Here is a 22,941-nt window from a genome sequence, read left to right as displayed (position 1 = left end):
ATGAATGAGACACGTCTCATTCTTCGACTGTTCCGAATTGTGTAGTATTTAAAACTTGGGGGCGATGCATGAAGGTTGTTATGGACTGTGATACGGGACACAATGACGCCCTTGCGATTCTTCTGGCTGCTCGTCACCTGGAACTAATTGGCATTACTACCGTCTATGGAAGCAGTTCTGTGAAGAACACGACGGACAACACGCTCCGCCTCGTCGCGCTAGCGGGCCTCGAAGTGCCTGTGATCGCCGGCTGCGGCGCACCGATGTTGGGCACCCAACAGTCCGGACCGAACCACGCGAGAACTGGGCTGGAGGACGCGAAGCTGCCGTTGGCAACGCGCGGGCCAGAAGACTGTCATGCTGTTGACTTTCTGATCGACGCTGCAAGGAAGTATCGGGAAGAGCTGATAGTGATCGCGACAGCGCCCCTCACCAATCTCGCGATCGCACTCCGTAAAGAACCAAGGCTCGCTTCTTGGATCGGGGGTGTGTCAATCATGGGTGGCAGCGCCGGTGTGGGAAGCCGCACGCCGGTGGCCGAAGGAAATATTGCCTCTGATCCTGAAGCGGCGTCCATCGTGCTCGCTGCTGAGATGCAATGTGATCTAGTCGGATATGATTTAACGCGGACGTTCGGGTTAACCGAAGCCAACATTGCAACTCTTGCTGCGTCAGATAGTGCTGTCGCTCAAGCAATTGCCGGGCTGTATCAACCTGCCCTTCTCAGGCAGAGTGAGATCTTTGGCCTGAAATACGCTCCAATTCACGACCCTTGCGCCGTGCTTCGCTTCGTTTCACCGTCGTCGATCGAGTATGAGAACACCTCCGTCCAAGTAGAACTCGTTGGCAGGTGGACTCGCGGCATGACGGTATACGATCGACGTGGTTTAATAAGCTCGGAAGGCTGTCCGGTGCGACGGGCAACGTCTATTGACACAGAGACTGCAATCTCAGTTATCCTCGAGGCTATCGAATCTTACAAGTGAGGTTCAAAATATTAATTGTCGCAGTAAATCTCGATCTCAACGCCTACAGTTGGGAGCCAATGTCAAACTTATCCAAGTTTGAGAAAAGTCAGTAAGCTTGTTGCCGGCTATGCCTTGCGCCAAATTATTGATGTGCTTACAAAGCCAGCGTCGAAGGCACACAATAGCCCTAGAAGAAGAGAACTCTTTAGCACTCTCGACATTATCGTCCTCTTTGACACCCTTAAGCTTAACCGTGTTGGCGACAGGCAGTTCCAAAAGCTTTATTTTTCAGAAGCTATCGTGGAACAATCCCATAACGCGAGAGCTTAGCAAGCAACATTGTCGCCGCGTCAGGCCCGTTAACGAAAACCCCTAGCTCTGCCCCTTTACTGCGATTCCCGACTACAGTTGAAAGCCAATTGAAACTGGTGACTACGGCGGCGTCATGATCCCAGGTCAAGAACTTGCCATGTAGCTTATCGACCGTCGCGACATTCAGTCCGCGAGTTCCTAGCTCTTCTGGGTTGGGGGTGCGACCCGTTTGAGCAAGTAGTTTGCTCGGTCGCTGATAGTACAGCGACGGTTTGCGTCCAAGTTCTGCGGCTCGCTCTAAAGGCACGAGTACTGACGTCTCAGCCGCCAATCCGAACAAATCGCAACCAACAACTATATTTTTTCTAGCTACATCCCTTGCCATTGTCACACAAGCGTAGTGGTCAGAGTCCGAAGCCAATGTAAGTACGTGTGGCCCGGTCTCAATACTTCTACGAGTAAGTAATTTTATCTCATTCCAGCTTCTATTCAATCGCCGCACCACTCCTGGCCAAGCACCTGACGCTGGCAGCTGCGCTGATATAAGGTGACTCAGGATTTCAGAGATTAACCGTGAGCTGTTCGTGCGAAGAGAAACATCGATCGAGTCATACCACGATGAGAGAAAGTTGCAGCTGCCAATAATCGCTGTCCATCCACCACCTTGCCGATCATCATAAATAATCGCCTTTGCGTGTGAACCAGACGATGTGGGAGATAGCTGCACTCGAACTCTCAACGATGAGGGCAACTCATCTAGAACCGCAGTTGTTTCAATTATCGGTCGCGGCTTTTCCTCCGACTCCGGATCAGAATGCAGCCCCCATAACAGATCCACCTTAACACGCCGCCTGGCTGCTTCCACCAAGCCTGGTAATAGCTTGCGGATAACTTCGGAATGAATAAAGCAGGAATGAATAATAACGTGTGTTTTGGCCCGTGATAAGGCGATTTGTATAGCGGCAAGATGCTCTGTCCCACCAACGATAAAGCTATCGTCGGTAATCGTTTCCCTAGCGGAATATACCGATTGCGTACCTCTGTATTCCTCGCTTTCTTCATACTCCAGTTCAGGCAATTCTGAAGCGGCTTCAAGAATATAAGCTTTGAGATGGAGAGGAATGTTTCCGTTTAGCCCCCTACGGATCTCGTCGTAGTGGACAACTATTCTCGCAAATGGTCTCGATGGCCCCTTTGAGGCTGGAAGAAACCCGTCGAAACCTTCGCTTGAATTTAAATATATTAGATCACGCACACCGGGATCGTCATAGTTCAAGCTGAAATGCAGCGGCTCCAGCGTGAATGCATCCTCCGGCAGATCATCTTCATATACGAGTTCGAGATCGTCAGTGCGCAGCCAAGATCCGGTGGCTCTGTCCATGCAGAGGGATGCATACCTTAATTCGCGACGCAGTCGGGGCTCAAGTTCAGGGTCATCCGCCCGCTTTTTGCCGATGGGTGTGGCGCCGAAGAGTGACGTCTCGGTCGTTGACCGCACCTCAATCCATCCTGCTCTGAGCAGATTGATGAGCGACTCAATAACGAGGCGTCGCGGGAGATCGGCCAAACTTGCTAGTTCGTCTAGTGATCTGCGCTCAGCAGAGAGCGCCACAAGTAGCATATGCTCCAAAAGGCTCCATCGTTGTCCAAGGGTCACATTGTAGCCAATGGCCGCTCTGAAGACCGGCAAATATAAGATTTTCATTTCACATATCTACCCGCGCCAGTTTACCCGCTACTCGGGCTTCTTCCATGCGCTTCATCAGACGCCCGATGTAAGCATACTCTTCATCTGGCGAGGTATGCTCATTGCAGCGTGTATTGAAGAAATCCCAACTACCGACAATAATCAGCTTTTGCTTCGCCCGACTTAACAACACGTTCATGCGGTTCGGTTCCCGCAGAAAACCTACACTTCGCCACGCTACAAGTGGATTGTTTCTCACCAGGCTTACTATAACAATGTCTGCCTCACTCCCTTGAAACTCGTCAACCGTAGCCCCTATCCGCTTTCCTTTGGACAGATCGAAAGGTTCGGAAAACATGTGTTCGAGTGACCCCGACCGCCTGGCATTGTTGATTGCGTCACGGATAGCATGCAGCTGATCATTGTATGGAGAAAGAATTTGGATCTCGCATTGCTCGTCGTTGCGCTGTCGCAGTTGAGCGAGGATGTCGACAACAGCAGCAGTTTCGGCCGGAGCCTCGAATACACCGTCACGCTCGCCCTCGGCATCTTCCCGTCGCTGCTTCCAAGGCACGTTGCACCATACGATTCGATTTTCTGGTAGCCAGGACCCATGAACGATCTGGAATGGTGGGGGTGCAGCGAACTTGTCATGAGTAACAGGTGGCGACCTCAGCAAAGTCTCTGTTTCTGCCTTTTCATCGGGATAGAAGACTTTGCCAACTAGATCAGCGATTTCGGGATGCATACGGTGCTGGTCAGTCAATGTCGCAGCAGGGCTTCGGTCATCATCTTGAGAAATACTATTTTGAAAAACTCGCGCGAAAAGGTCTACCATCCGCCGCCACTTATCGCAGCGTTCTTCGAACGAACCGGAGGCTTCTCCGTCTTCCAGAATAGAGTCGTCAACCAGCTTACCTGCAAATTCTTGCCCGGTTTCGATAGCGCGTTTTACGCGCAAGGCGTCGCCAAGCAAGTCTTTGAACATCTTTGAATCGAACGGTGGAAGCTGGAAATGATCACCGATCAAGAAAACCCTATGGCTCTCAGTTAGGGCAACCGCCATATCAAAGCCATGGGCCTTTCCAGCCTCCTCGACAACCGACCAATCAAAGCGCCGACCCCTTTCTGACAATTCAGCGAGGTCCGGCGAATTAAGCGTAGTAAAGGTTACATTTGCTGCATCCTGGACGAGCAATTGCATCGTTCGCAGATCGATGTCCGCAACATCGCCATGGTTTTCGCTTTCCGGCATAACCGCTTCAGCTCTTCTACGCAGCCGTTCCGGCGAAATTTTCGCAAGCTCGCTATCTCTCAGCTTGCGAAGCAATGTTTTTGTCACTGGCGCGATATCATGTTTTGTCGCTTCTTTGGGGCCAAGTCGCAAAAGTATAGGTTGCTTTTCCTCAGGCAATGACTCGAACATATCACTTAGTTTTTGCCTTACGTCATCGACAGTGTGGTGTGAATGAGCCGTCAAAAGAACTTGAGCAGTACTGTCGACATTGAACAGTCGGTCAGCGAAAGCCTTAATTAAGGTCGTTTTACCTGTGCCCGGAGGTCCCTGCAAAGCAAACGAGGGCTGCGTCGCCCATAGTCTCGTCAACGCGGTTTTCTTTGAATCGTCCAGCGCAATATCCGTCCGAGGGGAAGGGAGTTTCTCACTAGTAGGGCGGCTGGTCCCAGCAGGATCCCCTAAAAACCTTAGGAGATTTTCGTGATTTCGCATTTCTTCAATTGCGTTAAAGCGCCTTTTGATTTGCGCAATTGTTCCGCCGTGGTTTTTTGCAAGATACATCGTCGTTTGACGAACCGGAACGTTACCTTGAGCTCGAAAGTAATACCGGGGTCCGTCCTGCTGTGAGTCAGACATTAGAAACTTCCAGTCGGCAGGACCTCGGTCGCTGTCAATCAGCTTTTTTTCAAGCAGAGCGAACGTGTCCCCTTTGGGGTCGTCATCGTCAGTTCCGAACGCTTCAGCGCCAAGGCGAAACCAGTCACGTAATTGCTCAGAAGGCTTCGGAAGCATCAGATGCTGCGCCAGAAGATTTCGAGCTGCCTCTTCTTTAGGCGTTACGACAATGGTGGTGTACTGCTGGGTGCGGTGCACATCGATTATTTGTATCGGGCAGATCCTTGCGGCTGTTAAAACTGTGTCGAGCTGCTGAGTGACACGAAAGAAATCATGAATTAGCTTCAAATGTGGATCAAGCTGTCGTTGGCGCCTGGGAAATGTGAAAACTTGGTTCCAAGGTGCGCTTCGATCTCGTACCTTTTGGTATGTAGTTACGATATTAGGATAACCGATGATCTCGAGCTGACGCTCGCCCAGCCCGAAGTATTGATCAGCGGTAGAGCTTCGAGGGTGGGCTTCCACATAATCACAGTAGCCAATATCCCACGTCTCCAAGGTTTTTATCTGCCATTGTCTCACTTTATATTGTAGCTTTTCTCCACAAATAACAAAATGTTCCTGTGGCGACGATCTTGCGATAATTTTTGGATCCCCGCGCAAGTCACGCTCTACCCATTCCTTCTGCAAGACTGGTTGATCAACACGAGCTGATTTTTGTGAGGCGATCTCGATAGCTTTAGAAAGATTTGTCTGCCCGAAACGCATAGCAAGCACGAGATTGCGGCCATATCCGGCATTGGCAGTTGCCAGATCTCTGACCAGATTGCGCATATCCTGTAAGATTTCATCCGCGTTTGCCAGTCGCGTTTCGTGGTTCTCTTCCAAAAGCTTCAGAATTAAGCGCTTCTCCCCCTCTCTTAGAGGTTGCAGACCAGCGACAGACGTCCGAATCGATTCCCTCTTCTTTTGAACACGTACATTGACCCCAAATATTTCCGCCGCGACCAAACCAAAATCGAACCAATCCGTGGACGTCGAGTATTCTCCATTGGCCTTTTCTAGTTCTGGCGCAATGACCTCTGTGACACGGCTAACCTTAGCGGCCGATCCGTCCGTCCCCGCAATTCGAAGCGACCATTCAAAGCCACTCAGGCGAAATTCGCCAGCGCCATCTGGATTCACGAAGATAGCATTAGGTGACATCGACCGATGCAACGTTCCCTCAGAGTGAAGGAGAGCCAATGCCTCACCTACTCTTACTAGCCCCTCCCAAAGCGCGCGACGGCGCCCGATTTCGTAAAGGTTCGAAAGCCACGGGGACCGGCTTCGATCCTTCAACACCTCCGACAAAATAACCCGCCGGCCGCCATCTAGCACGGCGTAATACTGTTGCTCGTCGAAGCTCAAATCTTGTAACCGGACGAACAGCTCGCTTGCACCTGGGAACCCTTGCAGTCTCGAAAGTGCGCGAACTTCGCGGTTCCACAGGGCCTTAATATCTGCTTCGTCGTTTGGGCGACGCTTCCAGATTTTAGCGTAATATAGATCGCCAGCATCCTGTGCCATCCACAGTTCAGGAATACCACGGATTGGATCTCCTGTAACGATTCTCTTACTCAAGCGATAGCGACCGCCTAAAATATTCTCCGCCATCAAAGATCCCCCTCGAATGTTTCGCCAGCCTAGACTAGGCTGCAACCTCTGCGCAAGTTAAACAAATTTTAAAGGGAGTTACAAAATGGCGGACACCGACGATAACCTCGACGATTTTGTTGACAACTGGACGTCGTTCAAAGGACGTCTCACCATATTTTTGGGCGCCGGTGCGTCGATTGGAGCCACAAATCTGAACGGTGTAAGATTGCCGTCCGCCTATCAGTTGCGGAATGAACTTTGGGAGAAGTACAAATGGCATCCATCTCAGGGAGTCTTCGATTCAGCCGAGTTGCGATTGATGAGTTTAGAGCACGCAGCGGCAATCATAGAGGCGAAAACTGGTAGAGTTGTCCTCGGTGAGTATCTCCATGAGGCCTTTCAATGTGATAAGCCGTTGTGGCAACACGTCGCACTGCCTCACCTAAATCCAAAAGCAATATTTACCACGAACTATGACCAATTGATTGAACTGGGATATTCCACGCAAGCAAAATTGGTCGACGTAATCTGCAACGATAGAAATCCGATGAATGGCCACACGGCTCTTTTCAAGCCCCATGGTAGTCTTAGCCACATTAATCAAGCTGTGGGCCAAGGCGGACTTGTTATAACTCAATTCGACTATCTGGAGATGATTTCGGATTACAGAAAGATGTTGCGAAAATCCATGACAGGATTTTCGACAACTTGCGTGTTGATTATCGGTTATTCATTCGGGGATATGGACATTGGCTCCGAATTGTATTCGTTGAGGAAGCAGAGCGATGGCATTCCTTGGTATGCAGTCTTTCCTCGAGGCGATCGCGAAGTTCGACGGATGTATTCTAAACGCTTCGGTATTGAGCAAATAAACAGGACTTTTGAAAGTTTTATGGCTGATCTTGATGAGCGGGTGAATTTTATTCCCGCCGCCCACAAGCATTCAGAGATTCCAAATTTGCTATCTTCTGGGGTTATTCAGTGAATTGACGGCAAATCGGTCTTGTTCCTGCTAAAATCCACCTCCTTTCCGAAAATCAACGAGGATTTTATCCACGGCACCCCAGGTTGCCCTTGCAGTTCTTCGCGACAGAGCGGAAGACACCAACGAGTACGATTGGCATCGCCAGGCCAACAATCAGGTGTTTGTCAAACAATGCGGTGATGCGTCCAAACATGTATTATCCCTTCTAATCCTGCGGTGGATCGCACGAAGGTGATCGTTGGCTAGACCCAGTCCGCGTGATCAGTAATCGCGGAAGCCGGGCCCGACCTTGTGGAGGATTTCCGAACCGTCGACGGTGCGGGCGAACAGTATCCATCCGGTGAAGGCCGCAGGCTTATAGTTTCGGCTCATCCACCATGATGCGCTCGATCATTTTTTGGTCGCACTTCCTCTACGATCCGGATCCTCTCTTCGTCCGTCCAATCCCGCCGACGGCCAAGATCGTCGGCAGCGAGAACCTCAATGGGTGAAATAACTGTAGCGCATGACATAAGCCATGGACTTAAAGCCAATCAGTGTATTTGGGCAGACGGCCTTCGGCGAAGGGATACGGCGAATAGGAAGCCCACGACCAGAAGCTTAGTGATGCCGTGCAACGTAACCGGTCTTTCCGCTAGCATGCCTGTCCCGCCGAAATAGTTGACGCCAATGATCATCAGAGCAAATAATCGGCTTCGATTGTGCGGAGTTATTTTTTGGAGGCACCTTATAAATATCACGAAACACGCAATCTGTTATGTTTTTTCGTCCGTCATACGCGTCAGTGGGCTGGACTTCTCCCGCATAGGAAGGATTGGTATTGGCGAAGGCGGCCGCGATGACGCCAGTAACGCACCTGCCCGCTTTTGCGGGCTTCCGTCAGTGTAAACACCGGATTGGCCGGGCTTATATTGACGGAGAAACTTATGTTCAATATCGCTGATATCATTCACGCCGTGCGGAACGACAGCTCGGTATCCTCACTCGTTGCCGAAGCTAAAGAGCCAAGCGAAGTGCAGGCTTCGGTACCTCCGTTGGAAAAGAAGAGGCCATCGCGCCGTCAACGGTCAAGCGGCGCTGTCAAACCAACGGCCGATCCGAACCCAAGTTTGATCGAGCAAACTACCCCGAAAATTTCAGAGGCCATCACCGCCGCGCCGATTACGAGTATCAGCAAGTGCGACTGCGTTGTCGGTCTGCTGCGACGCGAAAGCGGAGCAACCATCCATGACCTTATGGCCGCGACCAATTGGCAGGCGCATTCGGTCCGTGGCTTCCTCTCCGGCACAGTGCGGAAGAAGCTCGGTCTCAACCTGATCAGCGAAGTGAACGGTGAAGGTGCACGCCGGTATAGAATTGAAGCCGTCACCAAGGCGGAGGTTTCCACCGACATCAACCAGGATGAGCCCATCGACCTGCCAGCGTTTGGCCCATTCAGAATTCCGAAGGACATGGAAGCTGCCGTCAGCGATCAGGTGCTGTGACATGGCGAGATCCAGTATTCAAGAAAGAGTCGCCACACTCGGCGACCTGTCGCGAAGCGAACTGGTGGAGCTGTGGGTAAAGCAGTATGGCTGCCCGCCGCCCTCAGGGGTCCGGCAGCCGCTCCTCGTCCGAGCAGCAGCCTGGCATGTTCAGGAGAGGCAACTCGGCGGATTGTCGACCAACGCAAAACGTCTCCTCAAAGCGTCTTTGAAACGGGTTTCAGGAAAGGCGGGCGGCGGCGGTCATTCAGACGCTGCATCAGCCGTTGATGTCCCCGGAGTCCAGAACGACACCGCTGACAAGTCAGTCAGTGGGTCACGCAGCACAGTTGCATCAGTCCGCCCCCTGCCCTTGCCCGGCGCTCGCCTCATCCGGGACTGGAACGGCAGGCGCTATGTCGTGGAGGTCGTCGATGGTGGCTTCTTCATGGACGGCAAACTTTATAAGTCGCTGACGGCCATCGCCTTCAGCATCACCGGTGCCAGATGGTCCGGGCCGAGGTTCTTTGGCCTATGAGTGAGACAAGAAAACTACGTTGCGCGGTCTACACCCGCAAATCGAGCGAAGAAGGTCTCGACCAGGCCTTCAACTCGCTCGATGCGCAACGGGAAGCCTGTGTTGCCTATATCGCTTCACAAGCAAGCCTCGGCTGGAGACTGGTGCCTGACCACTATGATGATGGCGGCATCTCCGGCGGCACACTTGAACGGCCCAGCATTCAACGGCTACTGCAGCATATCAAGGACGGAAAAGTCGACGTAGTGGTGGTCTACAAGATTGATCGGTTGACACGGTCGCTGATGGACTTTGCCAAACTTGTCGAGGTGTTCGACGGCCACTCCGTCTCGTTTGTCTCCGTCACCCAGCAATTCAACACGACTACATCAATGGGTCGGCTAACACTTAACGTTCTTCTCTCCTTCGCCCAATTCGAACGGGAAGTCACCGCCGAACGCATCCGCGACAAGGTAGCAGCTTCCAAGAAGAAGGGCATGTGGATGGGCGGCATTGTACCGTTTGGCTATCGCGCCGAGGACAAAAAGCTGGTGATCGACGAGGCCAATGCAGCCCAGGTTCGTCACATCTTTCAGCAGTATTTGAAGCTGCGCTCCGTCGCAGCGTTGGTCCGAGAGCTGAGTGCTGCCCAAACAACCTCACCGGCTGACGATGCCGATGGCGACTGCCGGGCCACGGCTCGTCAAAGCCGCGGCAAGATTTATTACCTGCTTTCCAATCCGATCTACATCGGCAAGATCCGTCATAAGGGAGAACTGCACGAGGGCGAGCACGGAGCAATCATCGAGACGGAAACTTTCTCCGCGGTGCAGTCCCTGCTCGCACAACAGGCAGCCAGCCCGCGTGGCTCGGCCGTTCATTCCGACAATCATCTGCTCACCGGTCGGATCTACGATGAACACGGCAATCGCCTGACGCCGGTCCACGCCCAAAACCATGGAAAGCGATACCGCTACTATGTCACGGATACGAGACGATCAGGCAGCGTCAATGTCGAGAAGTGGCGGATCCCTGCATCAACCATTGAGCCGATCGTCGAGAGTCAGCTGACTCAGTTGCTCAGAAACCGCTCGCAACTCAGTCGCTGGATTGAGCAATTCGGCAAAGCTGAAGATCTACATGAACAGCTGAACAATGTCGCGAAACTTGAGCAATACATGGCCGCCGACCAAACCGGCGCGTTACGAAAGGCGATCGTCAACGCGGTATTTCGGCGCGTGGCTCTCGGATCGGAAGGGCTCCGTTATGACGTCAACGCCGGAAACCTGATCGACATCATATCCAGGCATACGCTGTACCCCGACACCAAAACAATCCACCAAACGATAAGCAAATCTGAACCGGCCCAAGCCGAAACAGATCCAGACGATCTCTCAACTATCGTCCAGATCACACAAGCAATTACGCTCAAGCGCCGTGGCGTGGAGATGCGCATCGTTGTCGACGATGCTGCGGCGAACCCAGCCGCGATCGATCAAACATTGATCGACATGCTCGCCAGAGCGCATGTTGCGCTCGGTGCCCTCACCGATGGATCAAACCGCAGTATTGCCGATGTGGCACAATCGATGGACATGGATGCATCCGATCTCAGCCGCATCCTGCCCCTCGCCTTTCTGTCACCAAAGCTCACCGAGGCGATCCTCACCGGCCGCCAGCCGCCCGATCTGACACTTCGCAAACTGACACGTGGCATCGAACTGTCCGTGGATTGGTCGAGCCAGGACGAACTGTTGGCCCGCTAATCCAGCCGATCTTCCCAAAACAATCGCCAACATCTGAGGCTGGCCCGCGCGCCGGCCTAGCGTCTTTCGCTGTAGATTTCAGAGCTCACAGGTTTGCGGACCGACGAAATCCATGCCAGCAGCCTGGCAAAAACAACGGGTCGCACAAGTGGGCCGACAGAGACTGTCTCTCTATTTTGGAGCATTCGGGAGGCAATGAGAGACGAATTCGGCGTCTCTCCCAAAGAGAGACTCCGCAAGCCTCGGAAGTCGCTAAACTATTCCTGGAAACACCATAGTCACCGGTTCTATGGAGACTGAATGGTGGGTGCTGTAGGGTTCGAACCTACGACCCGCTGATTAAGAGTCAGCTGCTCTACCAACTGAGCTAAGCACCCGCCGTGACCCGCTTTGCTGCGCGTCTGACGGGGCGTATAAAGGGGAAGTTTTGGCTTGGCAACCCCCGTTGTCCGAAATCTTCAAAAAAACTACACATTCCACAGCGCCAAAAATTATCGCCTTGAAAATCAAAGATAAAGCCTGCCTTCCGCAATCTTGACCGCCTCGCCGCCGATCCGCGCCTGGCTGATTGCGCCGCCTTTCACATCGAGATGCAGGTGGATATGCGAGGGCCGGCCCATCTCCACGCCCTGCTCGATCATCAGCGCGTGATGACCATCAGCAAGTGCGTCGAAATGGTGGATCGCCCCGCTCATCGCTGCCACTGCGCCACCGGTCGCAGGGTCTTCCGCTATGCCCATGTCGGGCGCAAACATGCGTGCGTGGAAGCTCGCGGTGTGATCGGCGCCGCCCCGGCAATAGATGTAGGCGGCCGTCGTCTTGTCGACCGCCTTCTGCCAGCGGCCTGGATCGAAGACGATGGCTTCCGCCGCCGCCATGTCGCGCACTGGCACCATCAGGAACGCCACGCCGGCGCTCCAGACAGAGAGTACATGATTTTCAAAGCCAATATCGGCCGGGCTGATGCAGAGCGCGTCGGCGACCTTCTGCGGGTCGAAGTCGCCTGCGAGGCGCTCGGAGACGCGCGGCAGGTCGAACTCGGCCGAGCTCGGCTTTCCCGGAGAAAGCCGCACCATGCAGCGCACCGGCCCTACCCTCTCCTCCAACACGCTGACGAGATCGATGTCCTGGCCGGCATGGGCGGCCTCGCCGAGCGCCACTGCGGTACCGACGGTCGGATGGCCGGCAAACGGCAATTCCCGGCTCGGCGTGAAGATGCGAATGGAGGCCGTGTGCGCGGGGTTTTCCGGCGGCATCACGAACACGGTCTCAGAGAGATTGAACTCGCGGGTGATCGCCTGCATCCTCTCCGTCGAAAGACCTGTGCCATCGAACACCACAGCCAGTGGATTGCCGGCAAGCGCCTGGCCGGTGAACACGTCGTAGATGCTGTATTGTCTGGCCAAATTGACCTCCTGAGATTGCATGAATTCTGCCCGCGGGCGGCAAACTGCCCCACGAATGAGAAGCCCGCAAGCCCAGTTCAGCTGGGTCTGGAAAAGAAATGATCGAGGATCGGCCGCATGGCTGGGCTGTAGTCATGCAGCAAAGGATCGGCCGAGCGAATGGCAAACGCCGCGTCGATCTCCTGCTCCTCGTCTTGCCTCATATGCTCCTCGATGCGTGCGATCAGCGCATCAGCGCTTTCGGCAAAATGAAAGAAGCGGAACACGGTGAATTTGCCGCCGATATGGAACGCGAAGAGATCGCCCTCGGCACGAGCCGCCAATAGATCGAGCCCGGTTTCCTCGCTGAGTTCGCGTGCCATGTTGGCATATAGATCGCAGCGGCCCAAAACAATGTCGGACTCGTCGAGAGACCCTGCGGCGCAATAGACCTTGCCGGGATTGGCGGTATGGTCGCTCATGCGCACCGCGATGATCGCGCCGTCGGAAGAGACCGGAACCGCAAATCCGAAGAGATGGAAACCCGCTCGTGGCGGCTGCTGTTTTCGCCACCAGAGGAAGGTGGAGTAAGGCACAAGATGGCCGACGCCGCAGATCCGTCCGGACTCAATGTGGATGTCGCGTTGCAGGATCATCAGTCCGTCAAACAGCGCGGGATTGGCAGCGCTCTCAGCGCGCCAGTTTGCCGCTATACGCTCCTGCTCGGCGAGATGAAACGGATGCGGCGCCGCATCGACCAGCAGGTCGAGCGACGAGACCGGGAAAACCTGGCCCTCCGGCGGCCAGTTTGCGGGATTGGAAACGATCGAATGCAGCATCAGAGATTGAGTTCCATGACGACGGGGCAATGATCCGAGGCTTTCGGCCTGTCCCAGCCGGTGCGCGGATAGCGCTCCACCAATTGCCCGCTCGGGAATGGCGTTCGATAGGGTTGTCCGTTGCGGATGATTTCGGGCACCGACTTGGGATTGGCATCCGCAAGCGCGCGCGACAGCCAGATGTAGTCGAGCTGGCAAAGATGCCGCTCGATCAACCCATGTGCGTGAAACAGCGTCCAGCGGTCATTGACCGGTCGCCGAAGCACTGCATTTTCGGCAAAACCATCGGCGGTGAAAATATCCAGCGCACTATGGATTTCCTGTTCGTGGGTAAATGAGAAGCCCTGGCGCTTGCTTCCCGAGATCGTCAGCTTCTCCTGGTAATCGTTCATGTCCCCGCAGATGACGAAATTCTTGTGTCCGGCCCCCTCCTTGCCGAACCGTGCCTCGATGATGGCGCGTACCGCGGTCACCTCGGCGCGGCGGACCGGCATCGTCGCCGTGCGGCCGTCCATGCCATTGCGCGGCGTGGTCATCGATTTCAGATGCACGACGTAAATGGTCAGCGGCCGCCCGCCGATCCTGACATCGAGCTCCAGGCAATCGCGCCGGAAGATGCGGTCGTCCGGCTTTTCGGTTTCGGCGAGCTGATCGTTGAACAGTCCCATCTGCCGGAAGGTCAGCGAGGAGTTGCTGCGGATGTCGACAAATTCGATGGGCTGTCCGTCGCGCGTCTGATCGCGCATCATGACAGCAACATCGATGCCGCGGGAATCGTTGCCCTCGATCAGATATTTCTGCCGGTAGCCCTCGCCCATCATCCGGTAGAGATAACCGTTCTCGAATGCGTTCAGTGCAGCCAGGCTCTCGACTTCCTGCAGGCACAGAATGTCGGCGTCGGCATCCGCAATCGCCTGGGCAGTCAGTTGGCGGTTATCGTCGGTGGAGGCCACCATGCGGGCTTCCTCGAGCCGCTCATATTCGGCTTCGTTGCCTATCGCATACAAACGTAGAACCCGGTCCTGACGAAGTTGGTTGCGAAATCCGGTAAAGTCGAAGCGGGTCAGGAGATTTTCTATGTTGAAGGTGCCGATCCTAACCGCCATGCAAATCTCCCTTGCGATAGGCCCGCTTATAGCATCATTCATTCGCCGGAAAAGTAGCCAAAAGCCATCTGCACCGTCATCGAGCCGTCAACGCATGCAAGTATTACATCCAATATACCAGCACGTTTCTGCAAGACTCCGCACAAGTTGAGAATTGATCCACAATTGGTCGCCTGCAATGCACTGCAGCATGAAATATCCCCGATTAACCATGAATTTCATGGGGTTGGACCAGAATCGAAAAAATTCGCTGGACTCGCGAATATTACCAAAACATAGTCCGTCATAGGGTGTGAGACCATCAACACTTCTAAAGGGGGACGAAATGAAAAATATCAGCAAGTATCTCTTGGCGGCAACAATCGGCTTTACTGCGATGTCGGCGCCCGTGGCAGCACTGGCTGCCGATCTTTACGGTGCGATCGCCTATTCGCCGTCTTCCAAGGCCTATGGCTGGGCCAAGGATTATGGCACCCAGGTCGAAGCGGAAAACGCCGCGATGAACGAGTGCTACAAGCGCGCGGGCGATTGCCGTGTCGCCGTCTGGTTCGTCAATGCCTGCGGCTCGGTGTCTGCTGGTCCGGAAGGCTGGGGGGCTGACTGGGGCAACAACAATCACGAGGCCGAACGCAAGTCCACCCGTCTGTGCTCGGATTATTCCTACGGCTGCCAGACCGTGACCACGCAGTGCGTCTCGGGCCGCTAAACCCGGCCAATTCTACCTAGAGGACTCCGCCGAAGACCCGCTGGCCCCTGCCCGCGGGTCTTTGCTTTGCGCGAGCGCGTTTCCACCTTGGCACCGCCGCCAAATCGTCATACCAATCCCTCCACACTTGATGGAGGATGACATGGAATATCGACTTCTCGGCCGATCAGGCCTGAAAATCTCCACGATCACCATGGGCACGATGACCATGGGCGGCAAGGGCTGGGCAAACATGGTCGGCAGCCAGGGCGTCGATGAAGCCCGCCGGCTGGTCGATATGTGCCTCGATGCCGGCGTCAACATCCTCGATACCGCGGATGTCTATTCCGCCGGCGCCTCGGAAGAAATCCTAGGCGAAGTGCTGGGCGGCACGCGCAAGAACGGCGTGTTGCTTGCCACCAAGGCGCGCTTTCCGATGGGCGACGGTCCCAATGATGTCGGCTCGTCCCGCCAGCACCTGATCGCTGCCTGCGAGGCGAGCCTCAGGCGTTTGCGCACCGATGTCATCGATCTCTACCAACTGCATGAATGGGATGGCCAGACGCCGCTCGAAGAGACGATGGAGGCGCTCGACACGCTCGTCCGTCACGGCAAGGTCCGCTATATCGGCTGCTCGAATTTCTCCGGCTGGCACATCATGAAGGCGCTCGGGGTCAGCGACAAGGAGCACCGCCAGCGCTTCGTCAGCCAGCAGATCCACTACACGCTCGAAGCTCGCGAGGCGGAATACGAGTTGCTGCCGATCACCGTTGACCAGGGTCTCGGCGTGCTGGTCTGGAGCCCGATTGCCGGCGGCCTGCTTTCGGGCAAGCATCGCCGCAACCAGGCGGCGCCCGAAGGCACCCGCCAGTTCGCCGGCTGGACCGAACCGCCAATCCGCGACGAAGATCGTCTCTGGAACATTGTCGATGCATTGGTGGAAGTCGGCGAAAGCAAGGGCGTCTCAGCTGCCCAGGTGGCGCTCGCCTGGACGCTCGGCCGGCCGGGCATCACCTCGGTCATCGCCGGTGGCCGCACCGAGGCGCAGTTTGCCGACAATCTCAAGGCAGCGGATCTCAAGTTGACGGCTGAAGAGCGAGAGAAACTCGACAAGGTCAGCTTGCCGCCCCTGCTCTACCCCTACTGGCACCAGCGCAACACGGCAAGCGACCGCCTGAGCGACGCCGACAAGGTGCTGCTGGCGCCGTTTCTCGACCAATAGGCTGATCAATACTCAGCCGTTGAGCGTCCAATTGGTGCGTTCATGCAGGCATTCAAAGCCGGTGCGGTACATGTTGGCCAGCGACGGATTGGGGCCTTCGAGAATGCCGGTCTCGGTATAAGCCCACGGCTTACCGAGTTCGGCGGCATCGGCAACGCGTCGTGCAAGCAGCGCGCTCTGTGCGCCGTGTTTGCGGGCCGAAGCCAAGGTCGCGGCAATACCCAGCCACACGGAATCGACGCCGACATACATGGCGGCGCCCGCCACGACCTCGCCATCAGCCTCGGCGACATAGCAACGCCATCGCTCGCGGCCCGGCAGCGTCGCGAGCCACGGCACGAAGAACGGCGGCATGCCGAAGCCGCTGACCACGACCTGCGCGAAGGCATTCGCCCTCTCCGGCCCTGCGGCAACGATCCTGAGCGCGGTGTCGATCTTCGGAGGCGTGTCGGTTCGGCGGCCCATCTTCGCCCAGGTGACCCCGGACCGCGCGAAACCCGCCGCCTCGAGCTCGTGCTCCAGATTCGGCGTGAGCACATAGGGGGCGATCTGCAACTGCGCGACGGGCGCCGAAGCCTTGCGCATATGCGCTCCGATCGCCTCCAATGCCGCGATGTCGGCACGGTGCGAAAGGCCAAGTCCCATGACCCGGTTGAAGGTGACGAGCGGGATCTTCCGGGCACTGACCGACAGGCTGTCGGCAACCACGGAGCAATCACCCTCTATCATCGCCATGGTCTCGTCCGGCATGGCCTCCATCAGGTCGGCCCATGCTTCCATTTCCATCAATTCGACTGCAAGGCTTTGCTCGGAGATAGTCATCGCAGTTGCCTCCCTTTGCCTTACAGTGTAAGATAGCGCAAATTCTTACGTTGTAAAGGAATTTCCGGACGTGACTGAAAAGGCTGGCAAAAAGCAAAAATTGACACGCGATGTCATCGTCGATGCCGCTATCGAACTGATCGAGAGAGAGGGATTGGACAACCTTTCCACCCGCTCGCTCGGGAGTAGCCTCGGCGTGCAGGCCATGGCGCTTTACCATCATATCGAAAGCAAGGACGCGTTGCTGGACCTGATCACCACGCGGCTCGCGCTGATGATCGAATTCCCGGCTGAAGAGATGGATTGGCGCCCAGCGATCGAGATGGTCTCGCACAGCTATATCGGCATTGCGCGACGCTATCCCCGCTCCTTCCCGTTGCTCGCGGCGCGCCGCTTCAACACGCCGGAGACATTGCCGGTGCTCGAAAAGATTCTATCGATCTTCCGGCGTGCCGGCCTGCCGCCGGTTGGCGTCGCGATGGCGTTCCGCATCATGGGATATTATCTGAGCGGCGCAGGACTGACCGAGGGAGCGACAATGGAAGCCGGGCGGCGGACCGATTTTCACCTGCAAGACCCGGAGTTTCTGCAGGGTTATCCTGTCTCGGGTGAAACGGTGCCGCATCTCGCCCTGTCGAACCTGCCCGGCATCTTTGATCGAGGGCTGTGCATGATCCTCGATTTCATCGAGGAAGAGATAGAGCGGACCCGCCCAAGCAAGGCCCGCTCCGCATGATTCAGGCCGCAGCCTTGGCAGCCATTTCGGATTCGATGAGCTTGCCCAACTTGCCGATGCCCTGATCGATCATCTCATCGGAGGCACAGGAGAAGCTCAGCCGCATCGTGTTGGCACCACTGCCATCGGCATGGAACGCCTTGCCCGGCACGAACGCAACCTTCACCGTCTCAAGAGCACGAGCCAGAAGTGCCGCACCATCCATCCATTGCGGCAAGGTCACCCAGACGAACATGCCGCCCTCAGGCTTGGTCCACTCGACACCGGCCGGCATCGACTTCTCCAGCGCAGCCAGCATGCGCGTGCGGCGGTGGCTGTAGACGCCCTTGATCTTCTTGACCTGCTCCTCGAACACTGTTTCGGCAACCTTGGCGATGACCATCTGGTTGATGGTCGAGGAATGCAGGTCTGCCGCCTGCTTGATCAGCACCAGCTTGCGGACGACCTCCTCGTTGGCGACGACCCAGCCGACGCGCAGGCCGGGAGCCAGCGTCTTCGAAAAGCTGCCGCAATAGAAGGTACGGGTCTTGTTGATGTCGCCGCCGTGGCGGGCAATATCCAGAGACAGGATCGGCGGCACAGGCTCGCCGTCGTAGCGTAGCGCCTGATAAGCTGCGTCCTCGACCACCGCGATGTCGAGCGTCTCGGCAAGATCGAGCAGCCATTCGCGCTCGCCGCGCGACATTGTTTCGCCGGTCGGATTGTGGAATTCGGCGACCGCGTAGGCAAACTTCACCTTGCCGCCGGCCTTCTCGGCGGCTTCGACATAGGAGGCAGCCGGACGATTGCTCAGCGGCAGCAGCTTGTCATAGGTCGGCTCATAGGCATTGAAGGCGCCGAGTGCACCCATATAGGTCGGCCAGGTCACCAGCGCGGTGTCCTTGGGCGACAGGAACAGCTTGCCGAGATAGTCCAGCACCTGTTGCGAGCCCGAGGTGATGAAGACGTTGCCTGCCGTGCAGGGAATGCCGATCTTGGCCATCTCGGCAACGATCCAGTCGCGCAGCGGCTTGTAGCCCTCGGACACGGAATATTGCAGCGCTGCATCGCCCTGGTCACTGGCCAGAACGTCGGCATAGGCCTTGCTCACCGCTTCCTTGGGAAAAAGCGCCTTATCGGGAATGCCGCCGGCAAAAGAGATGATTTCCGGCTGTTCCAGCAGTTTCAGCAATTCACGTATTTCAGACGCCTTCATGCGCATCGCGCGCGAGGCGAAGATATTTTCCCAATCCATGCGATATTTCCTCGTGATCTTATTATCCTAGCAGGACATCACGAGTTGGGAAATATGTCAACATTACTGACCTAATATGAGAACCAAAAAATGATCACAATTTCTTTCATTTCGGGACTGCGAAACTGCGGGCATGAATGTACGGTTGCTGATCAGGCGGCAACCACCGGCAGGTGCCAATGCTGCCAGACGGCCACGAGCCGGAGGATGCAGCATATCGCCCCACCAGCGAGCGCTGAGATGTTGGCCGGCACGCCGAGTTTGCGGGCAATGACCAGCACAGCAGCGCCAATGATCGCCGCCGTCGCCAGGAAATCCACCCGCAGGATAGCCGGAATTTCTGCCAGCAACAGATCGCGGATGGTATAGCCACCAGCACCGCTGACAGCACCCATAGCAACCGCAGCCACCGGCGAAAGCCCGGCCTCAAGCGCCTTTTCCGCGCCCACGACCGCAAGCAGCGACAGGCCAAGGGCATCAACAATGATCAAGTAGTGCTCAGGCACGGCCTCCACAGAATGGAAGGCAAAGAATGTCAGGAATGCTCCGACAAGCGCAGTCAGGATCAGCGACGAGCCGCGCAGGGCCTCCGGTGGTGTCTCGCCGAGTAGCAGGTCGCGCAGGATGCCGCCGCCGAGCGCTGTCGCCAGCGACACGACCACGACACCCAACATGTCGAGCCCTTTCATCGCCGCAATCACCGCTCCCTGGATCGCCAGCGTCAGCGTGCCGGCAAGGTCGATGAAATGCAGCAGGCGCTGATGATGGGCGGCTTTATGCTCGGACAAGACCGGACCTTTCTAAACTTCGGTGTTATACGCTTTTTGCTGCAATCGTCGCGGATTTCAACTGCTCAATCATTTCCTCGCCCAGCATCTTGATCGAATATTCCGTGAGTAAGGCTTTGGCACTTGCGAGCCCGATGTCTTCCTCAGAGTGGCCGCGGCGCAGCCAGAGCCCGTCGAGCATGGCGGCAAAACCACGCACGAAGTGATCGATCTGCTGTTTCGAGCAAAGAGGCGCGAGCACCGAGGCGATGTTCGATCCCAACCGCCGGTAGAACAGCCGCTGCAAGCGCGCATAGCGCTGGTTATGGCCGGCTTCCGCATAAAACGAGATCCAGGCATTTGCGGTATTGCGATCGAATTTTCCGGTCGGAAAGTTGCCGTCGATAATGGCGACCAGCCGTTCCCAGCGCGTGGTGGCCCCTTTGAGGTTAACGACGACCTCGTCCATCAGCACGCGATTGGCAACCCGCACCATTTCGAAAAGAACTTCGTCCTTGTCCTTGAAATAATAGGTCAAAATGCCCTGCGACATGCCGGCCTCGTGACAGATGCGGGTCGTCGTCAGCCCCCTCAGCCCCTCGCGCAGAAATATGCGATGGGCCGCCTCGATCAACTCGATGCGGCGGATGTCCTCGATACGGGTCTTCTGTTTGTTCTTGCGTGTCGCCATAATTTCTAAATAGCCCAAAAATTTTTTGTACGCTCTAACAATTTTTTATCTTGCCAGATAATTTTCACTCGATAAGCTGCCGCCATAAACAAAAAGGGGAAGGCCAATGCGTAAATTCACGACTGCCATGATGATTGCCTTGAGTTCAGCATGCCTGCCGGCCGCAGCACTCGCCGCCGACAAGGAGGAATGCCGCGCGGTACGAATGTCCGATCTCGGCTGGACCGATATCGCGCTGACCAACACGACAGCCGAGCTTATCCTCAAGGCGCTCGGCTACCAGCCGACCCAGACGTTGCTGGGTCTCAATGTTACCTTCGATGCGCTGAAGCGAGGTGACATGGATGTCTTTCTCGGCAATTGGCGCCCGGTGCAGGACATTGACTACAAAGCCTTCTTTGACGATGGCTCGGTTATTCCCGTCGCAACCAATCTCGAAGGCGCCAAATATACACTCGCGGTTCCGAAATACGTCTCGGATGCCGGCGTGAAATCCTTCGACGATCTCGCCACCCACGGCGACAAGTTTACCCGAACCATTTACGGCATCGAACCCGGCTCCAACCAGCCGCTGCTCGATATGATCGCCCAGAAGCGCCACGGCCTCGACAAGGACTGGCAGGTGGTGGAATCGAGCGAGGCGGCAATGCTGGCGCAGGTCCGCCGCGCCGTCGGCAACAACGATTGGATCGTCTTTCTCGGCTGGCAGCCGCATCCGATGAATGTCAACATGCAGATGACCTATCTGTCGGGCGGCGACCAGGAATTCGGCCCGAATTTCGGTGGTGCGACCGTGCGCACCATCGTCCGCAAGGGCTATCCGGAACTCTGCCCGAATGTCACGAAGCTGTTCAAAAACCTCGTCTTCGACATCGATTATGAGAATACCGGCATGAACATGATCATGACCGATAGCGAGGAGGTTCCCGCTGCGGCCAAGGCGATGATGGCCAAACACCCGGATAAGGTTGCAACCTGGCTCGATGGCGTTACCACATTCGACGGTAAGCCCGGTATCGATGCGGTCAAGGCAGAACTCGGACTAGCCAAGTGACCTTGCATACATCAACCATGCGCGCCGCCGTGCTCACGGAGCACGGCAAGTCTCTCGATGTCACCGATGTGGCCCGGCCGAAGCCTGGCCCCGGCGAAATCCTCGTAAGGCTTCAGGCCTGCGGCGTCTGCCATTCCGATGTGCATATCTGGAAGGGCGATGTCGTGCCGCCGCACGCCCCCTCGCCATTCGTGCTCGGCCACGAAGGTGTTGGCATCGTCGAAGAAGTCGGCGACGGCGTCACGGATTGGCAACTCGGCGATCTCGCCGGCGTGCCCTGGATTCACGATACCTGCTGCCGCTGCGATGAATGCCTGGACGAGATGGAGTCCTTCTGTCAGCACCAGCGTGCCCATGGGCTGAACGTGCCGGGCGCCTTTGCCGAATATGTCGTTGCAGATGCGCGATTTGCGGTTGCCCTGCCCTCCGGTATGGATCCGGTTGCCGCCGCTCCCGTCATGTGCGCCGGCGTGACCGCCTACGGCGCGGTGCATCGCGCTGGACTCGTCGCGGGAGAAAGCTGCGTCATTTTTGGCTGCGGCGGGCTCGGCCTCTATGCCGTGCAGATCGCCGCACGGCTGGGCGTCGAGGTCACGGCAGTCGATCGAGACCCGGCGAAGCTGGAACTCGCAAGATCTTATGGCGCAACGAGAACGGAGATTGCCGATCAGGGTCTGGCCGAGCGTCTCGGCGCGACAGAACCGAGATTTCACGCCGTCATCAATTTCGCCCCGACAACGGCGACTTGGGAAGCGATGATATCAGCCATCCGACCGCGCGGCCGCATTGTCGCAGCCGCACTTGTCTCGGAACCTGTTCCACTCAATCAGGAATGGCTGACGGGGACCGGCGTGACAATCACCGGCACCAGCGTCGGCACGCGGCAGGAAATGCGCGATGTCGTGGCCATGCATGCCATGCGACCACTCGAAAACGAGATCGTCATGGTCAATCTCGAGCAGGTCTCCGATGCCCTCACCGCTCTGGACGAAGGAAGGGCAAGAGGCCGCTATGTCATCAAGTACTGATCAGAGGCATTAACTGACCGAGCCGTGCCCGGCAAAGCCTATCAGCACCACCACAACAAGCGCCGTCAAAATGGCGGCGTCGAACCAGCTGAAGTAATCGAGAACGAACATCGCACACTCCTCCTGACGATGGTAATTCGCAAATACTATAACACACTCTTCCGTGCTTTTGTTCCCCAAATTG

Annotated in this window: 19 protein-coding genes and 1 tRNA gene; 10 read left to right on the top strand and 10 right to left on the bottom strand. The window is 56.1% G+C overall.

The window, feature by feature from the left end; all coding sequences use genetic code 11:
• Positions 1-68 precede the first annotated feature (68 nt).
• Complete coding sequence (locus tag ACXHRN_RS07540; RefSeq protein ID WP_488640709.1) at positions 69-986, top strand: nucleoside hydrolase; 918 nt, start codon at positions 69-71, stop codon at positions 984-986.
• 277 nt (positions 987-1,263) lie between these two features.
• On the opposite strand, the gene ACXHRN_RS07535 is transcribed toward ACXHRN_RS07540, so the two are convergent.
• Both ACXHRN_RS07535 and ACXHRN_RS07530 read right to left on the bottom strand, forming a co-directional pair.
• The gene (locus ACXHRN_RS07535) at positions 1,264-2,985 is read right to left on the bottom strand and encodes a phospholipase D-like domain-containing protein (protein ID WP_488640708.1); all 1,722 of its coding nucleotides are present in this window, start codon (positions 2,983-2,985) and stop codon (positions 1,264-1,266) included.
• A gap of 1 nt (position 2,986) precedes the next feature.
• Positions 2,987-6,475, bottom strand: a complete 3,489-nt coding sequence (locus ACXHRN_RS07530) for an AAA domain-containing protein (protein ID WP_488640707.1) — start codon at positions 6,473-6,475, stop codon at positions 2,987-2,989.
• An 85-nt stretch (positions 6,476-6,560) separates the two neighbouring features.
• Here ACXHRN_RS07530 and ACXHRN_RS07525 point away from each other — a divergent pair, with 85 nt between their 5' ends.
• From ACXHRN_RS07525 to ACXHRN_RS07510, 4 genes are all read left to right on the top strand, one after another.
• Positions 6,561-7,442 (top strand): SIR2 family NAD-dependent protein deacylase, encoded by an 882-nt coding sequence (locus ACXHRN_RS07525; RefSeq protein ID WP_488640706.1) that lies wholly within the window; start codon positions 6,561-6,563, stop codon positions 7,440-7,442.
• A gap of 926 nt (positions 7,443-8,368) precedes the next feature.
• A complete protein-coding gene (locus ACXHRN_RS07520) occupies positions 8,369-8,926 on the top strand; it encodes a DUF3489 domain-containing protein (protein ID WP_488640705.1) in 558 nt (185 codons plus the stop codon).
• A 1-nt stretch (position 8,927) separates the two neighbouring features.
• Positions 8,928-9,443: a DUF2924 domain-containing protein gene (locus ACXHRN_RS07515; protein WP_488640704.1), complete on the top strand. Its 516-nt coding sequence runs from the start codon at positions 8,928-8,930 to the stop codon at positions 9,441-9,443.
• On the top strand, positions 9,440-11,188 hold the full coding sequence (locus ACXHRN_RS07510; RefSeq protein WP_488640703.1) for a recombinase family protein: 1,749 nt from the start codon (positions 9,440-9,442) through the stop codon (positions 11,186-11,188). Before ACXHRN_RS07515 ends, ACXHRN_RS07510 begins: the two co-directional genes overlap by 4 nt.
• 301 nt (positions 11,189-11,489) lie before the next feature.
• Here the strand turns inward: ACXHRN_RS07510 and ACXHRN_RS07505 are convergent.
• The 4 genes from ACXHRN_RS07505 to ACXHRN_RS07490 form a co-directional block, all read right to left on the bottom strand.
• Positions 11,490-11,565 (bottom strand) — tRNA-Lys (locus ACXHRN_RS07505).
• A 129-nt stretch (positions 11,566-11,694) separates the two neighbouring features.
• Complete coding sequence (locus ACXHRN_RS07500) at positions 11,695-12,594, bottom strand: PhzF family phenazine biosynthesis protein (protein WP_488640702.1); 900 nt, start codon at positions 12,592-12,594, stop codon at positions 11,695-11,697.
• Between the two features lie 77 nt (positions 12,595-12,671).
• Positions 12,672-13,412, bottom strand: a complete 741-nt coding sequence (locus ACXHRN_RS07495; RefSeq protein WP_488640701.1) for an NUDIX hydrolase — start codon at positions 13,410-13,412, stop codon at positions 12,672-12,674.
• Entirely contained in the window at positions 13,412-14,518 is a 1,107-nt protein-coding gene (locus ACXHRN_RS07490) for an endonuclease/exonuclease/phosphatase family protein (RefSeq protein ID WP_488640700.1), read from the bottom strand. Before ACXHRN_RS07490 ends, ACXHRN_RS07495 begins: the two co-directional genes overlap by 1 nt.
• Before the next feature lie 325 nt (positions 14,519-14,843).
• Between ACXHRN_RS07490 and ACXHRN_RS07485 the strand changes: the two genes are divergently transcribed.
• Entirely contained in the window at positions 14,844-15,224 is a 381-nt protein-coding gene (locus tag ACXHRN_RS07485) for a DUF4189 domain-containing protein (RefSeq protein ID WP_488640699.1), read from the top strand.
• Between the two features lie 142 nt (positions 15,225-15,366).
• Positions 15,367-16,425, top strand: coding sequence for an aldo/keto reductase (locus ACXHRN_RS07480; protein WP_488640698.1), 1,059 nt, complete (start codon positions 15,367-15,369; stop codon positions 16,423-16,425).
• 12 nt (positions 16,426-16,437) lie between these two features.
• Here ACXHRN_RS07480 and ACXHRN_RS07475 read toward each other — a convergent pair whose 3' ends face one another.
• Positions 16,438-17,247: a GNAT family N-acetyltransferase gene (locus ACXHRN_RS07475; protein WP_488640697.1), complete on the bottom strand. Its 810-nt coding sequence runs from the start codon at positions 17,245-17,247 to the stop codon at positions 16,438-16,440.
• A gap of 70 nt (positions 17,248-17,317) precedes the next feature.
• Here ACXHRN_RS07475 and ACXHRN_RS07470 point away from each other — a divergent pair, with 70 nt between their 5' ends.
• Complete coding sequence (locus ACXHRN_RS07470; protein WP_488640696.1) at positions 17,318-17,983, top strand: TetR/AcrR family transcriptional regulator; 666 nt, start codon at positions 17,318-17,320, stop codon at positions 17,981-17,983.
• Position 17,984: 1 nt separating this feature from the next.
• Here the strand turns inward: ACXHRN_RS07470 and ACXHRN_RS07465 are convergent, their stop codons facing one another.
• From ACXHRN_RS07465 to betI, 3 genes are all read right to left on the bottom strand, one after another.
• Positions 17,985-19,217, bottom strand: coding sequence for an aminotransferase-like domain-containing protein (locus tag ACXHRN_RS07465; RefSeq protein ID WP_488640695.1), 1,233 nt, complete (start codon positions 19,215-19,217; stop codon positions 17,985-17,987).
• Between the two features lie 152 nt (positions 19,218-19,369).
• Positions 19,370-20,005 carry a trimeric intracellular cation channel family protein gene (locus ACXHRN_RS07460; protein ID WP_488640694.1) on the bottom strand — a complete coding sequence of 212 codons (636 nt, stop codon included), beginning with the start codon at positions 20,003-20,005 and terminating at the stop codon, positions 19,370-19,372.
• 25 nt (positions 20,006-20,030) lie between these two features.
• Positions 20,031-20,675, bottom strand: coding sequence for a transcriptional regulator BetI (gene betI, locus ACXHRN_RS07455; protein ID WP_488640693.1), 645 nt, complete (start codon positions 20,673-20,675; stop codon positions 20,031-20,033).
• A gap of 106 nt (positions 20,676-20,781) precedes the next feature.
• Between betI and choX the strand changes: the two genes are divergently transcribed.
• Both choX and ACXHRN_RS07445 read left to right on the top strand, forming a co-directional pair.
• Positions 20,782-21,729 carry a choline ABC transporter substrate-binding protein gene (gene choX, locus ACXHRN_RS07450; RefSeq protein WP_488640692.1) on the top strand — a complete coding sequence of 316 codons (948 nt, stop codon included), beginning with the start codon at positions 20,782-20,784 and terminating at the stop codon, positions 21,727-21,729.
• Positions 21,726-22,757 (top strand): alcohol dehydrogenase catalytic domain-containing protein, encoded by a 1,032-nt coding sequence (locus ACXHRN_RS07445; protein ID WP_488640691.1) that lies wholly within the window; start codon positions 21,726-21,728, stop codon positions 22,755-22,757. The genes choX and ACXHRN_RS07445 overlap by 4 nt, the downstream gene beginning before the upstream one ends.
• The last annotated feature ends 184 nt before the right edge of the window (positions 22,758-22,941 follow it).

The sequence above is a fragment of the Shinella sp. OV683 genome (assembly GCF_057787725.1).
The sequence above is the reverse complement of the archived record's forward strand: the minus strand, read 5'-3'. Positions and strand labels throughout refer to the sequence as shown.

Excerpts from the sequence above, each read along its gene's own strand:
- ACXHRN_RS07540 (WP_488640709.1), top strand. The coding sequence starts at position 69 with ATGAAGGTTGTTATGGACTGTGATACGGGACACAATGACGCCCTTGCG.
- ACXHRN_RS07535 (WP_488640708.1), bottom strand. The coding sequence starts at position 2,985 with ATGAAAATCTTATATTTGCCGGTCTTCAGAGCGGCCATTGGCTACAAT.
- ACXHRN_RS07530 (WP_488640707.1), bottom strand. The coding sequence starts at position 6,475 with ATGGCGGAGAATATTTTAGGCGGTCGCTATCGCTTGAGTAAGAGAATC.
- ACXHRN_RS07525 (WP_488640706.1), top strand. The coding sequence starts at position 6,561 with ATGGCGGACACCGACGATAACCTCGACGATTTTGTTGACAACTGGACG.
- ACXHRN_RS07520 (WP_488640705.1), top strand. The coding sequence starts at position 8,369 with ATGTTCAATATCGCTGATATCATTCACGCCGTGCGGAACGACAGCTCG.
- ACXHRN_RS07515 (WP_488640704.1), top strand. The coding sequence starts at position 8,928 with ATGGCGAGATCCAGTATTCAAGAAAGAGTCGCCACACTCGGCGACCTG.
- ACXHRN_RS07510 (WP_488640703.1), top strand. The coding sequence starts at position 9,440 with ATGAGTGAGACAAGAAAACTACGTTGCGCGGTCTACACCCGCAAATCG.
- ACXHRN_RS07495 (WP_488640701.1), bottom strand. The coding sequence starts at position 13,412 with ATGCTGCATTCGATCGTTTCCAATCCCGCAAACTGGCCGCCGGAGGGC.
- ACXHRN_RS07490 (WP_488640700.1), bottom strand. The coding sequence starts at position 14,518 with ATGGCGGTTAGGATCGGCACCTTCAACATAGAAAATCTCCTGACCCGC.
- ACXHRN_RS07485 (WP_488640699.1), top strand. The coding sequence starts at position 14,844 with ATGAAAAATATCAGCAAGTATCTCTTGGCGGCAACAATCGGCTTTACT.
- ACXHRN_RS07480 (WP_488640698.1), top strand. The coding sequence starts at position 15,367 with ATGGAATATCGACTTCTCGGCCGATCAGGCCTGAAAATCTCCACGATC.
- ACXHRN_RS07475 (WP_488640697.1), bottom strand. The coding sequence starts at position 17,247 with ATGACTATCTCCGAGCAAAGCCTTGCAGTCGAATTGATGGAAATGGAA.
- ACXHRN_RS07465 (WP_488640695.1), bottom strand. The coding sequence starts at position 19,217 with ATGGATTGGGAAAATATCTTCGCCTCGCGCGCGATGCGCATGAAGGCG.
- betI (WP_488640693.1), bottom strand. The coding sequence starts at position 20,675 with ATGGCGACACGCAAGAACAAACAGAAGACCCGTATCGAGGACATCCGC.
- choX (WP_488640692.1), top strand. The coding sequence starts at position 20,782 with ATGCGTAAATTCACGACTGCCATGATGATTGCCTTGAGTTCAGCATGC.